At 74.6% G+C, this 13364-nt stretch carries 11 protein-coding genes; 7 read left to right on the top strand and 4 right to left on the bottom strand.

Annotation, left to right across the window (positions count from 1 at the left end; genetic code table 11):
* Positions 1 to 176: 176 nt before the first annotated feature.
* Positions 177 to 698, bottom strand: coding sequence for a hypothetical protein (locus ACIRST_RS03560; RefSeq protein WP_402799668.1), 522 nt, complete (start codon positions 696 to 698; stop codon positions 177 to 179).
* Between the two features lie 290 nt (positions 699 to 988).
* On the opposite strand from ACIRST_RS03560, the gene ACIRST_RS03555 reads away from it, so the two are divergent.
* The 3 genes from ACIRST_RS03555 (at position 989) to ACIRST_RS03545 (ending at position 4700) form a co-directional block, all read left to right on the top strand.
* The gene (locus ACIRST_RS03555) at positions 989 to 2818 is read left to right on the top strand and encodes a glycoside hydrolase family 15 protein (RefSeq protein WP_402799667.1); all 1830 of its coding nucleotides are present in this window, start codon (positions 989 to 991) and stop codon (positions 2816 to 2818) included.
* Positions 2819 to 2848: 30 nt separating this feature from the next.
* Positions 2849 to 4270 (top strand): MFS transporter, encoded by a 1422-nt coding sequence (locus ACIRST_RS03550; protein ID WP_350526033.1) that lies wholly within the window; start codon positions 2849 to 2851, stop codon positions 4268 to 4270.
* A 76-nt stretch (positions 4271 to 4346) separates the two neighbouring features.
* Positions 4347 to 4700: a hypothetical protein gene (locus tag ACIRST_RS03545; RefSeq protein WP_350526034.1), complete on the top strand. Its 354-nt coding sequence runs from the start codon at positions 4347 to 4349 to the stop codon at positions 4698 to 4700.
* A 58-nt stretch (positions 4701 to 4758) separates the two neighbouring features.
* Here the strand turns inward: ACIRST_RS03545 and ACIRST_RS03540 are convergent, their stop codons facing one another.
* Entirely contained in the window at positions 4759 to 6363 is a 1605-nt protein-coding gene (locus ACIRST_RS03540; protein ID WP_350526035.1) for an MFS transporter, read from the bottom strand.
* Between the two features lie 195 nt (positions 6364 to 6558).
* Here ACIRST_RS03540 and ACIRST_RS03535 point away from each other — a divergent pair, with 195 nt between their 5' ends.
* From ACIRST_RS03535 to ACIRST_RS03525, 3 genes are all read left to right on the top strand, one after another.
* A complete protein-coding gene (locus ACIRST_RS03535) occupies positions 6559 to 6801 on the top strand; it encodes a hypothetical protein (protein ID WP_350526036.1) in 243 nt (80 codons plus the stop codon).
* A gap of 171 nt (positions 6802 to 6972) precedes the next feature.
* Positions 6973 to 7884 carry a YhjD/YihY/BrkB family envelope integrity protein gene (locus tag ACIRST_RS03530; protein WP_402799663.1) on the top strand — a complete coding sequence of 304 codons (912 nt, stop codon included), beginning with the start codon at positions 6973 to 6975 and terminating at the stop codon, positions 7882 to 7884.
* A gap of 194 nt (positions 7885 to 8078) precedes the next feature.
* Positions 8079 to 10802 (top strand): LuxR C-terminal-related transcriptional regulator, encoded by a 2724-nt coding sequence (locus tag ACIRST_RS03525; RefSeq protein WP_402799660.1) that lies wholly within the window; start codon positions 8079 to 8081, stop codon positions 10800 to 10802.
* A gap of 18 nt (positions 10803 to 10820) precedes the next feature.
* Here ACIRST_RS03525 and ACIRST_RS03520 read toward each other — a convergent pair whose 3' ends face one another.
* On the bottom strand, positions 10821 to 11786 hold the full coding sequence (locus tag ACIRST_RS03520; RefSeq protein ID WP_402799658.1) for a hypothetical protein: 966 nt from the start codon (positions 11784 to 11786) through the stop codon (positions 10821 to 10823).
* Between the two features lie 222 nt (positions 11787 to 12008).
* Here ACIRST_RS03520 and ACIRST_RS03515 point away from each other — a divergent pair, with 222 nt between their 5' ends.
* The gene (locus tag ACIRST_RS03515; RefSeq protein WP_402799656.1) at positions 12009 to 12404 is read left to right on the top strand and encodes an SHOCT domain-containing protein; all 396 of its coding nucleotides are present in this window, start codon (positions 12009 to 12011) and stop codon (positions 12402 to 12404) included.
* Positions 12405 to 12524: 120 nt separating this feature from the next.
* On the opposite strand, the gene ACIRST_RS03510 is transcribed toward ACIRST_RS03515, so the two are convergent.
* Positions 12525 to 13364, bottom strand: coding sequence for an SDR family oxidoreductase (locus ACIRST_RS03510; RefSeq protein WP_402799654.1), 840 nt, complete (start codon positions 13362 to 13364; stop codon positions 12525 to 12527).

Raw genomic sequence — 13364 nt, 5'->3', positions numbered from 1 at the left:
TCTGGTGTGGCACCGGGGTGCCACCACCACGGGGTTGTGGGGGGCCCTCAAGCCGGGGCGGGGGGCCCCCCCACCCCCCCCCGGGGGGGGGGCCCCCGCCCGGGGCGGGGCGGGGCCCCCGCCACGTCGGAACCCGGACGAAGCGGGCGGGCGGCGGCACCACCCGCACCGGTGGTTCAGTGCCCGACGGCGACCTTGGCCGCCACGATGACCAGCCCGAGGACCAGGTTGACCGCGCCCTCCACGACGACCTGACGGGCCGGGGCGCCCGCCCGGTGGGCGCCCAGCGTCGCCCAGGCCACCTGCTGGGCCACCGCGACGCCGAGGGCGAGCCAGGCGCTGTTGCCCGTCCCGAGCCACGGACTGACCAGCACCGCCAGGGCCGGCAGCCCCGACGCCTCGACCAGCGGCCACTCGTGCCGGCCGACCTCGCGCACCTGGGGCCAGCTGACCTGGCGTCCGATCTCCCGCTGCCCGGCCACGTGCGCGTAGACGTGGGCGATCCAGAAGACGAGCCCGGTGATCACCAGCAGCAGGATGAGCGACAGCCGCGGGTGCGGTTCGTGGACACCGGCGGCCGCGATCACGGAGGCCGCCAGCATCGAGCCGTAGACCGCGCCGGCGTAGTCCGTCCGGTTCCCGTTCCCCTCCGGGGCCGGCCCGGACGGGGCGGGGGTACGGCTGCGGGACGTTGTCACGGCGTCTCCTCCCGTCACCGTGCCGGGGACGGCCGGTGAACCGTCGCCGCCATTGTCACCGGATCTCCGGGGCCCGGCCTCACCCCGGGCAGGTGAGGGGTCGGCAGGCGGGGGGCCGGAGGTGAGGGGCCCGCGCGCGCGGCCCCGCCCGGGCGGCCCACGGCGGCCCGGCCGCCGGACGTTCACCCACGCCGGGTGATCCGCGGCCGGGCCACCCTCCGTAGCGTGTCGGCGAAGGGTCGATTCCTTTCCCCCATCCGGGTTCTTTCCTCACATCCGGGGAGCGCAGCATGGACGCCTACCCTCCGATCGCCGAGCACGGGGTCATCGGCGATCTGCAGACCGCCGCGCTCGTGTCGACCGGAGGCGACATCGACTGGTGGTGCACGCCCCGCTTCGACTCCCCCAGTCTCTTCGCCTCCCTGCTGGACCACGCGAAGGGCGGCAACTGCCGGCTCGCCGTCGACCGGGACGCGGTGCCCGACGCCGAGGTGAAACAGCTCTACCTCGCGGGCACGGCCATCGTGGTCACCCGCTTCCTCGCCCCGCAGGGCGTGGCGGAGGTCGTCGACTTCATGCTGCCCGACTCCTCGCCGACCCCGAGCGACCGGCACCGGATCATCCGTACCGCCCGGGTGGTGCGCGGACGGGTGCCCTTCCTGCTGGAGTGCCGGCCCCGCTTCGACTACGGCCGCGCCACCCACCGGCTCACCCTGCCGGACGCACGCTGCGCGGTGCTGCAGGGCCCGGACCAGGAACTGTGCGTCCAGGCCACCGATCCGATCGTGCTGCACCCCGACGGCTCCGACGTGACCGCGCGCTTCACCCTGGACGCCGGGCAAATGGCCACCGTGCTGCTCACCGCCCGGCCGCCGGGCGACGCCCCGCCCGCCCCGCCCGGTGACACGGACGCCCTCGCCGCCTTCGACGCCTGCCGGAAGTTCTGGTACGAGTGGCTCAAGTCCTCGAACTACCAAGGACGCTGGCGGCAGATCGTGGACCGCTCGGCGATCACGCTCAAGCTGCTCAGCTACCACCCGACCGGCGCGCTGATCGCCGCCGCGACCATGGGACTGCCGGAGCAGATCGGCGGGGAGCGCAACTGGGACTACCGCTACACCTGGATCCGGGACGCCTCGCTCTCCGTCCACACCCTCATCGGCCTCGGCTTCCAGGACGAGGCGGTGGCCTTCCGCCGGTGGGTGCGGGAGCGGATCGAGGCCGCCCGCGGCGAGGGCGAACGCCTCCAGATCATGTACCGGATCGACGGCGACCCCCACCTGACCGAGGAGACGCTGACCCAGTGGGAGGGCTACCGCGGCTCCTCCCCGGTGCGCGCCGGGAACGCCGCCGCCGACCAGCTGCAGCTGGACATCTACGGCGAGGCCGCCTACGCGTTCGCCGCCCAGGAGACCGACATGGGGGCGCTGCGCGGCTGGGACGCGTTCCGTCGGCTCGTGGACTGGCTGACCGAGCAGTGGGACCGCCCGGACGAGGGCATCTGGGAGACCCGCGGCGGACGCCAGGACTTCACCTACAGCCGCCTGATGTGCTGGGTGGCCTTCGACCGCGCCATCCGCATCGCCCGGAGGTTCGGCCGCCCCGCGGACCTCGACCGCTGGAGCTCGGAGCGCGACGACATCCTGCGCCAGATCGTGCAACGCGGCTGGAACCCCGGGCGCCGCGCCTTCACCCAGCACTACGGCACCGACGTCCTGGACGCCTCGCTGCTGCTCATGCCCAAGGTCGGCTTCCTCTCCCCCACCGACCCGGACTGGCTGTCCACCCTGGACGCCATGGACCGGGAACTGGTCGAGGACAGCCTGGTGTACCGCTACGACCCGACCGCCTCACCCGACGGACTGCGCGGCTCCGAGGGCACCTTCAACCTCTGCACCTTCCTCTACGTCGAGGCCCTGGCCCGGGCCGGCCGGGTCGACCAGGCCCGCTACGCGTTCGACAAGATGCTCACCTACGCCAACCACGTCGGCCTGTTCGCCGAGGAGATCGGCCCCTCCGGCGAGCAACTGGGCAACTTCCCGCAGGCGTTCACCCACCTCGCCCTCATCGACGCGGCGCTCGCCCTCGACGAGGAACTCGACCGCCGGGGCGCCGCCTGACGCACCGCCCCTCGGAGAGAGGATCCGGGAATGACCGGCACCGCCACCGCCTCCACCTCCGCCTCGGCCGCGGCCGGGCGCCGGGTGCTCATCCCGCTGGCACTGGCCCAGTTCATCTGCAGCTTCGCCGGCTCCAGCATGAACGTGATGATCAACGACATCAGCACGGACCTGGACACCACCGTCCAGGGCGTCCAAGTCGCCATCACCGTCTTCCTGTTGGTGATGGCCGCGCTGATGATCCCGGGCGGCAAGCTCACCGACCGCTGGGGCCGCAAGCGCTGCCTGATGGCCGGCCTCACCACCTACGGCGTCGGCGCCCTGCTCAGCGCGGCCGCCCCCGGACTCGGCGTCCTGATCCTCGGCAACTCGATCCTGGAGGGCGTCGGCACCGCCCTGCTGATCCCCCCGGTCTACATCCTGACCACCCTGCTGTTCACCGGTACCGCCACCCGGGCCCGCGCCTTCGGCACCATCATGGCCTTCGGCGGCATCGGCGCGGCCGCCGGCCCGCTCCTCGGCGGCCTGCTCACCACCGCCATCGACTGGCGCGCCAACTTCGGCTTCCAGGCCGTCGTCGTGGCCCTGATCGTGTTCTTCACCCGCAAGCTGGAGGACCCGCTCCCCGCCGACCCGACCCGGTCGTTCGACACCGTCGGCGCCGTCCTGTCGGCGGCCGGGTTGGTCCTGATGGTCACCGGCATCCTCGCCGCGGACAACAACACCTGGCTGATGATCGCCCTCCTGGTCGCCGGGGCCGCGGTGCTGGCCGGCTTCTTCCGCTGGATCCGCCACCTGGAACGCGACGGCCGCGAACCGCTGCTGGCCACCAGCCTGTTCCGCAACCGCACCTCGAACCTGGGCCTGGTCACCCAGAACGCCCAGTGGCTCGTCCTGATGGGCGTCTCGTTCACCGTCGGCGCCTACCTCCAGGTCGTCCGCGGCTACAGCGCCATCGCCACCGGAGGGGTGTTCACCGCCGCGACCCTCGGCCTGCTCGCCACCTCGCTCGCCGCCGAACGCCTCGCCGAGCGCCACGCCCAGCGCACCCTGATCGTCACGGGCTTCGCCGTCACCACCGTCGGGATCGTGGTGCTCCTCCTGCTGGTCCGCGCCGTCGACAGCGTCTGGGCCTTCACCCCCGGTCTGCTGCTGATCGGGCTGGGCATCGGCCTGATGCTCACCCCCTCGGTCAACATCGTGCAGTCCGCCTTCCCCGACAGCCGCCAGGGCGAGATCTCCGGCCTCTCCCGCAGCATCTCCAACCTGGGCTCCTCGCTGGGCACCGCGATCGCCGGCACCATCCTGGTCGCCGGACTCAGCCGGAACGCCTACGCGGCGGCCATGGGCGTCCTCGCGCTCTGCGGCCTCATCGGCCTGTGTGCGGCCCTGTTCCTGCCCGGTGGCCGGGCGGGTGCCGCGGACGGCCCGGGAAGGGAGGCCGACCGATGAGCCCGGCTGCCCGGCGCTCCCGAGCGTCCGCCAACAGGGGGGTCTCCCGTCAGAACCATCGAAGGAGACGAGACCCATGCCAGGCATCCACCACCAGGTCGCACGCCGCGCCATCGCGCCCGGGTCCGACGAGCTCGGTCGCGTCGGCTGGCTCGTGATCGGTCTGGGGGCTCTCGTCGTCGGCGCGACCCTGCACGCCCTGTCAGGCCTCGTCGCGATCGCCAGGAACATGCTGCGCCCCGCTCCCCGGAGCGCCTCCACGGCCGGCGGCCCCGCCCCCACCACCCCGATCAGCCTCAACGAGAAGGAGGCCTGGATCCTCATCGGCTCCCTGATGATCCTGAGCGGTGCCGTGGGCCACGCCCTCGCGGAGTTCATCGCGGGGATCAGGAAGGCCGCCCACGCGACGCACCGACGGGCGCGGACCTGACCTCCCGCACCGGCCGGCCGTTCAACCGACGGGCCCCGGCACACGGCCGGATCGCCCGTCAGGCAGACGGGCCCTCGGCCTCCGCCGTCTGCCCGGCCCCGCCCGGCTCCCGCCGAGCGGGCAGGTGGCCGGTGAAGGCGAAGCCGACGAGCGTGATCCCGGCGGCGGCCAGGAACGACACCTTGAGGCCGTCGAGCTGGGCCGCGCTGTAGGACTCCACGATGGCGTCCGCCTCCTGCGGCGGAACGGCGGTCTGTGCGAGCGCGGCGGAGAGCTGGTCCGCGGGCACGAAGCTGACGCCGGCCTCGATCCTGATGCCGGCCTGCTGCCGCACCGGCTCCGAGATCTGCGGGTGCTCGGCGACGGTGCTGCCGAACGCGGCCGTCAGGGCGCCGATGAGGATGGCGCCGATCAGCGCGGTGCCCAGCGACGACCCCAGGTTCTGCGCGGTGTACTGCAGCCCGCCGACCTCGCTGCGGTCCTCCTCCCCGACGCTCGACTGCACGACGTTGCCCAGCTGGGAGGCAAGCAGCCCCATGCCGATCCCCAGCAGGGCCATCGCCAGCGCGAAGGACAGGTCGTCGAGCTCCGGCTTGACGGTGCCGACCAGCCACAGCGACGAGACGAACAGCACCAGCAGCCCGATCCGCACCACCGTCCTCGGCGAGGCGAACCGGCCGAGGAACGGGCCGGTCATGGAGGTCACGAGCATCGTGACGGACACCGGCAGCAGCCGGAGGCCCGTCTCGAAGGCGTCGTGGCCCTGCACGACCTGGAGGTAGAGCGGGATGACGAAGAACAACCCGAGGAGGATCAGGTTCTGGCTGAAGAGCATGAGCAGGCCGGACCGCAGCGGCGGGATGCCGAACAGCCCGAACCGGACCAGCGGATCCTCCCGGCGCAGCTCCCACGACCGGAACAGCACCAGGAACACACCGCCGAGCGCGACGGCGAAGAGGGTCGGCGAGAACCCGAGCACCGTGAACGGCGGGTTGCGGGGCTGCAGCCAGCCCCAGGAACTGCTCTGCAGGACGGCCAGCACCACCAGTCCCAGCCCGGCCACCGACAGCAGCACGCCGACCACGTCCAGCCGCGTGCGCCGCTCCGGTGCCGGTTCCGGCGCGATCCAGCCCATCAGCAGGAGGATGACCACCACCAGGACGACCTCGCCGGCGAAGACCAGACGCCAGGTCAGGTAGGTGGTCAGCCAGCCGCCGAGCAGCGGGCCCACGGCGATGCCCGCCCCGGCCAGGCCGCCGATGACGCCGTAGGCGGTGGCGCGGTCCCGTCCCCGGTAGGCTCCGGCCACCAGCGCGGCCAGCGCCGGGAGGACCAGCGCGGCTCCCAGGCCCTCGATCACCGACCAGCCGAGTGCCAGCACCCACAGGGTGGGGGCGACCGCGGTCAGCCCCGATCCCACGGCGTAGACGACCAGGCCGAGCCGGAACATCCGCCGGCGTCCGAACATGTCGCCGAGCTTGCCGCCGGTGATCATGAAGGCCGCCATCACGAGCGTGTAGAGGGTGATGACCGCCTGGATCGCCGTGACGTCGGTGTGGAAGTCCTCGACCAGCTGGCTGATGGACACGTTCATCACGGACGCGTCGAGCACCATCAGGAACTGCGCCGTGCCCAGGACGATCAGCGCTCTCCACCGGTTCACCGTGTCTCCTCGCGCTCACCGATCCGTACGCCCGGGTTGGACGCCCACACGGTTCGTGTTCCCGCAACGATGCTGGACCGGACGCCCGCGGCCGTGGCTCACCCCGTCTGGGTGATCCCCCGGGGCGACGCGGCGCGCAGCCTGGTCACACGGGGATCGGCGAGGACCGGCGGAGCATTCCAGGGAAGGACGCTTATGCGTTACGAGTTCCGTATCGCCGGGGCGATGCCAGAAGTGACTGTCCGCGAGGCGTTCCCGGAGTTGGAGAGCGTCTTCGTGCCGAACCAGACCCTCCTGTTCGGCCCCGTCACGGACGAGGCCCACCTCTACGGCCTGCTCGGCCGGTTCCAGGCGCTCGGCTTGCACGTCATGGAGCTCCGCCAACTGCCCGACCAGGACGCCCTCGGACGCCCCCGGAGCCGGACACCGGGCGGTTGAGCCCCGCCCCCGGGGCCGTCGGGACCGCCCCGGGCGTTGCGCCGAACGGCGGCCCGGCCGAGATGCCGCCCACCGTCCGGTCGCCCAGTCTTGGACGGAATCCGGCGTGCCCGCGCCGGAGCGAGCCGCGGCGGTGGCCCGACCGCCGACATCGACCCGAGGGAGAGCGGCGTGGCGGAACGGCGGCACCGGCCCGGCCGCGCTGACTGGTTCCGCGCCAGGTCCGCCTGGCTGCAGGACCAGACGGCCACGCTGCGCGACGCCCCGTTCCCGCGCCGGCTCGCGGCGCAGCTGATCCACATCCACGTCCTGGACACCGCCACCCGTCTCGCCGCGCAGACGTTCCTGACCGCCCTCCCGGTGCTGTTCGTGCTGGCGGCCTTCATGCCGCAGGAGGTGCGCAGCAGCGCGGCCGACTCCATCAAGGCCGTCCTGGGGCTCAAGGGCGCCTCGCTGGACGAGGTCACCGGGGTCTTCCACCCCAAGGGGGAGGAAGCCACCACCGACACCTTCGGCGGGATCGGGATCCTGGTGACCCTGCTCTCGGCGACGAGTTGCAGCCGCATCCTGCAGCGGCTGTGCGAGCGGAGCTGGCACCTGCCCCACCTGTCGGGGCGTCTGGCGGCCTGGCGGTGGCTCGCCTGGCTGCTGGTGTGGCTGGCCGCGCTGGTCGTCCAGGGGAAGGTGCGGTCCGGATTCGGGGCGGGTGACGCGCTCGGGGTCGTCCTGTACCTGATCACGGCCACGCTGCTCTGGTGGTGGACCCAGCACCTGCTGCTCGGCGGCCGCGTCCCCTGGCTCCCGCTGCTGCCGGGGGCCGTGCTGACCAGTGCCGCGCTGACGACGCTCGCCTGGGCCTCGCGGATCTACGTCCCGCACTCGCTGAACCGCAGCGTGACCCAGTTCGGCCCGCTCGGCCTGGTCTTCACCCTGCTCAGCTGGCTCATCGTGGTGTTCACCGCCATCACGCTCGGGATCGGCGTCGGGTACGTGCTGGCGGGCCAGGGCCGGCTGGCCGGGCTGCTGGGCACGCCGGAGTCGCCCCCGGAGGAGGAGGACGCGGACGGACCGACCGCCCCGTAGACCGCGTTCACCCGTGCGGCCCAGTCGGCGCGCGTGCCGCGGCGGGAGCCGGGACCGTTCGGCGGACGGCGGTGGGGGCGTACGGCCCCGGCGGGCGGGACCGTGCGCCCCTTTGCCCGGCCGGGCCCGGTCGGAAAGGATGGAGGGGTCAGCGATCCGCGCTTCCCGTGCGCCGCCCACCTGAGGTGAGCACCATGACCCTCAGCCCAGACGTCGGCACCCCGGCCCGGCCGGTCGGGGTGCCCGGACGCGCCCCCGACGTACCGGCCCGGATTCCCGGCGGCGATCCGGTGCTCGCGGCCCGTTTCGCCGTCCCCGTGATCCCGGAGACGTTCGTCCACCGGCCGCGCCTGGTCGGGCGGCTGGACGACGGCCTCCGGACGTCCCTCCTGCTGGTGAGCGGCCCGGCCGGGGCCGGGAAGACCCTGCTCGTCGCCGACTGGCTGGCCACCGCCCGACTGCCCGGCCCCGCGGTCTGGCTCACCGTGGAGCGCGAGGACAACGCCCCCGGGGTCTTCTGGGCCTACCTGCTGGAGGCCGTCCGCCACCACGGCGTCGCCCTGCCGGACGACATCGGCAGTCCTGCCCGGGCCCAGGAGGTCGACCACTCGCTGCTGGCCCGGCTGGCCGCCCACCTGAGCCGGCGGGAGGAACCCCTGCTCCTCGTCCTCGACGAGTTCGAGCACGTGTCCTCCGCCGAGGTGGCCTCGGGGCTCCACTTCCTCCTCGGCCACGCGGGCCCCGGCCTGCGGCTGGCCGTGCTCAGCCGGACGGAGCCGCTGCTCCCGCTGCACCGCTACCGCGCCGCCGGCAGTGTCACCGAGGTTCGGGCCGCCGACCTGGCCTTCCGGCCGCCGGAGACCGCCGCGCTGCTGCACCGGCACGGCCTGGACCTCTCCGCCGAGGGCAGCCGGGCGCTGACCGAGCGGACCGGCGGCTGGGCCGCGGGCCTCAGGCTGTCCGCACTGGCCGCCCAGGGCGCCGGCGACCCCGAGGCCTACCTGGCGGAGTTCGAGGCCGGCGGGAGCACCGTCGCGGACTTCCTGCTCGCCGAGGTCCTCGACACCCAGTCCGCCGAGGCCCAGGACCTCCTGCTGCGCACGAGCGTCCTGGGCCGGGTCCACCCCGACCTGGCCGACGCGCTGACCGGCCGGCGGAACGCCGCCCGGATCCTCGCGGACCTCTCCCGGGCCAACGCCTTCGTCGAGCCCGTCGGGCACGCCTGGTACCGCTGCCACCCGCTGTTCGCCGAGATCCTGCGCGTCCACCTGGCGGCCCGCAGCCCGGGGCTGGAGCGGGAGCTGCACCGCAGGGCGGCCCGCTGGCTGACCGACGCGGGCCACCCGACCGACGCGCTGTCACACGCCGCCGCGGCCGGCGACTGGGAGTTCGCCGCGGCCCGGGTCGTCGACGGCCTGGCCCTCGGCACGCTCTTCACCGGCCGCGACGCGGAACGGCTCGACGCCCTGTTCGCCGGGATGACCCCGGACGCCGGCGGTGCGGCCCCGGAGCTGGTCCGGGCGGCCCGCGACCTCGCCCGGTACGAGGCGGACAGCGGCCTCGACCACCTCGGACGGGCCGAGGCGCTGCTGCGGGAGCACGACGGCGGGGACGCGTCGGCGGCCCTGCTGGGCGCGGCCCAACTGCGGGTGCTGGCGGCCCGGCTGCTCGGCTCGGCCGACCTGGCGCGGGCTGCCGCCGAAGAGGCCGAACGGCTCGAAGGGCTGGTCCCGCCGGGGCTGTTGGCGGAGCACCCCGAACTGCCCGCGCTCCGACTCAACGACCTCGGCGCCGTCCTGCTCTGGGAGGGCCGCCTCGACGCCGCCAAGGAGGCGCTGACGGCCGCGGCGAAGACGGCCGACGGACCCACCACGGCCGGTCCGCGCCAGGAGGCACTCGCCCGGCTCGCCCTGATCGACCTGCTCGACGGGCGGCCGGGCCGCGCCGAGGCCCGGCTGCGCAAGGCGGCCGCCGAGGCCGAACGCGCCGGCCTGCCGCCGGCCTCCCGCAGCGGGGTGGGCCACCTGGTGCTGGCCGCCCTCGCCGTCGAGCACGACGACCTGACCGCGGCGCGCGCGGCCGCCGACCGGGCGGCCGGATCGGCGGCGGCCCGTCACGACCCGGCCGTCGCCGCCGGACTCGCGATCGTCCGGGCCCGGATCCTGCTGGCCGGCGGCCGTACCCGGGCGGCCCTGGACGCACTCGGCCGGGCGGCGGACGACGGGCCCGGCCCGGCCGGACCGCCGCCCTGGGTGCGGGAGGGCGTGGCCGTGCTCGCCTCGGCCGCGCACCTCGCCGAGGCCGATCCGGCCGCGGCCCTCGCGGCACTGGACGGCAGCGGCGCCGACGGCCCGGAGTGCGCCGTCGCCGCGGCGCAGGCACGGCTCGCCGCCGGGGAGAGCCGCAGCGCCCTGCGGATCCTGGACGCCGTCCCCGACCACGACGGCCACGGTCCCGGCGTCACCGTCCGGGTCCTGCTGGCCCGCGCGCAGGTCGCCGCCGCGCTCGGCGACGAGGCCGACGCCCGACGGCTGCTCGCCCGCGCCCTCGCGCTCGCCCGGCCCGAGAAGTTGCGCCGGCCGTTCCGGGACGCCGGGCCGTGGCTGCGGCGGCTGCTGCGGGCCCGGCCGTCGCCGGCGGACTCCCACGGCTGGCTGCCCGCCGACCTCCTGCCCGGCACCGCGGCCGCGGGAGGCGGGGAGGCCGCCGTGCCGGACGCCCCGGTCGAACCGCTGAGCGAGCGCGAACTCGACGTGCTGGAACGGGCCGCGCAGATGCTGTCCACCGAGGAGATCGCCGCCGAGCTCTTCCTGTCGGTGAACACGGTCAAGACGCACCTCAAGAGCATCAACCGGAAGCTCGCCGTCTCCGGACGCAGCCGGGCCGTCCGGCGGGCGCGCGAACTGCACCTGATCTGACCGCCCGCCGGGCGGCCCCTAATCTCGGCGGGCCCGACGGGAGCGCCAGTAGTGCCATCCGACCACCGCCGCGCTCAGCCCCAGCAGCACCAGGAACATCGCGAGCAGGGCGTTGTCGGCGACGCGCACCCCGGTGAGCAGCACGATCAGCACCGCCCCCACCGTCGCCAGAAACGCCACCACCGTCCGCAGCACCACCAGGAGCGCGCCGGGGCGCAGCACCGACCGGTTCCGGGTGCGGGCCGGTGCGTCCCCGGCGGCCGGCGACCCGTACCGCTGGAGGGCGCGGTCCGCGAGCTGGTTGGTGGCGCGGCGGTACATCTCGGCGCAGGCGGGCACCCAGACGAACGGCACCACCATCCCGACGAGCAGCAGCACCCCGATGCCGGCCCAGCCGAGCCACTTGCGGAGCCGGCCCCGGCTCGGGTCATCGGGGGTCACCAGGCCGATCAGGTACGCCTGTCGGCGGACGACGGACCACCAGGAGCCCTTGGGCGCGGTCTCGCCCCCGAACGCCGCCTCGGCATCCTCCTCCGCCTCGGCCCGGACCGCCTTCCGCAGGGCCGCCCTGGCCTCCGCGGGCGTCGAGTAGACCCCCTGCACCAGCAGCACCTCGACCGCCGCGTCGTCACCCCGGGGGTCGCGGCCGGCCAGGGCGCCCAGCTCCAGCACCATCTGCAGCTGGGCGAGCAGCGCGGCGACGAACGCGACCGGCAGCAGGAGGATGAAGGGGCCGCCGAGGAAGGAACCCTCCACCACCGACCGGTGCACGCCCCGGCCGATGACCTGCTCGGTGACCTCCGCCCGGCTCGTCCCCGCCCGTTCGGACGCGTGTGCCCGCGCCGCCGTGTCGGCCGCCTGGGGGCCCAGGAACTCCACCGCGAAGACGGCCAGGCGCTCGGGCATGCGGGCGGGGTCCGCCCGGACCGTCCGCAGCAGTGCCACCAGGCCGGGTCGTTGCCGTGCGCTCTCCGTTCCGCCCATCAGCCGCAGAATAACCCCGCCGGTCGGGGGCCGCCCCGGGGCGGACTCACCCGGTCCGGGTGATGCCCGGACGGGCCGCGGGCGCGTACATGGACGGTAAGGAGCGTCACCGGGTTCCCACCCGGGCTCGGGCGTCCGGGTGTACGCCCGGACGCCTCCGCTCAGCCCAGTACGCGCCCGCCCCCGCTGCCGGGGCGGACCGTCGACGTCAGGAGGCCTGTGGTGGACTACCCGTTGCTCGACATCTTCTTCACGACCATGTGGCTCTTCCTGTGGATCCTCTGGTTCTTCCTGCTGTTCCGCGTCTTCGGGGACCTCTTCCGCGACGACACCGTGGGCGGCTGGGGCAAGGCGGGCTGGAGCGTGTTCCTCATCTTCCTCCCGTTCCTGGGCGTGTTCGTGTACCTGATCGCCCGGGGCCAGGGCATGGGGCAGCGCGAGGTCCAGCGGGCGACCGAGGCGGAGCAGGACTTCCGCACCTACATCCGTGAGACGGCCTCCGACACCTCGGGGCCGGGCGCCCACGTCGACGAGCTGGCGCGGCTGGCCGAGCTCAAGGAGAAGGGCCACATCACCGAGGAGGAGTTCCGGCGCGCCAAGGCGAAGGTGCTCGCCTGACGGCCGGGAACGCGTGCTGACGGTCGGTCGCCGGCCCCCGGGTCGGCGGCCGGCCGCCGCGCGCCAGGCCGTCCGCAGCCAGGCCGTTCGCAGCCGGGCGGGCCGGGCCGTCCGGAGCCGTCAGCCGGCCGCCGACGCCGACTCGTCCACCAGGGCGCGGACGGCGGCGAGCTCCTCCGCCGCGGCCCGCACGGCCGCTGCGACGTAGTCCAGGCTCCCCGGACCCACCGGGATGCGCACCGGCAGCGGGCCGTCGGCGGCGACGATCCGCAGGACGTCCCGGGCGAACTCCTCGGGGCGGCCCATGGTCGGCAACTGCGCTATCCCGCGCAGCTGTTCGCGCATCGGGTCGGTGGCGTCGCGGTAGAGCGGGGAGCGGTCCGCGGCGTCGGTGAGCGAGGTGCCGTACCGGGTGGCGTAGCCGGCGGGCTCCAGGGCGGCGACCCGGACGCCGAACGGCGCGGCCTCGGCCGCCAGGGCCTGCGTCATGCCCTCCAGCGCGTGCTTGCCGGTGACGTACGCGGCCAGGCCGGGGAAGGACATCCGGCCGGCCAGTGAGGAGACGTTGAGGATGTGCCCGCCGCCCCGGGCGCGCATCACCGGCAGCGCGAGCCGGGCCAGCCGCCAGGGGCCGGCCACCAGCGTCTCCAGCTGGTCCCGCAGTTCCTCGTCGCCGACCTCCTCGACCGTGCCGAACACGCCGTTGCCGGCGTTGTTCACCAGGACGTCCAGGCCGCCGAGCCGGTCCACCGCGTCGGCGACGGCGCTCCGGCACTGCTCGGCGTCCCGGACGTCCAGGGCCAGCGGCAGGATCCGGCCGCCGTGGCACCGGTGCAGCTCCGCCAGGTCGGCGGGCTTGCGGGCGGTGGCCGCCACGGTGTCCCCGGCCTCGGCCGCGGCGGCGGCCAGCGCCCGCCCCAGCCCGGACGAACAGCCCGTCACCAGCCAGCGCCGTGCCAT

The sequence above is a fragment of the Kitasatospora sp. NPDC101447 genome (genome assembly GCF_044767225.1).
Classification (GTDB): domain Bacteria; phylum Actinomycetota; class Actinomycetes; order Streptomycetales; family Streptomycetaceae; genus Kitasatospora.
Note: the sequence above shows the minus strand (reverse complement) of the source record. Positions and strands in the feature narration are given on the sequence as shown.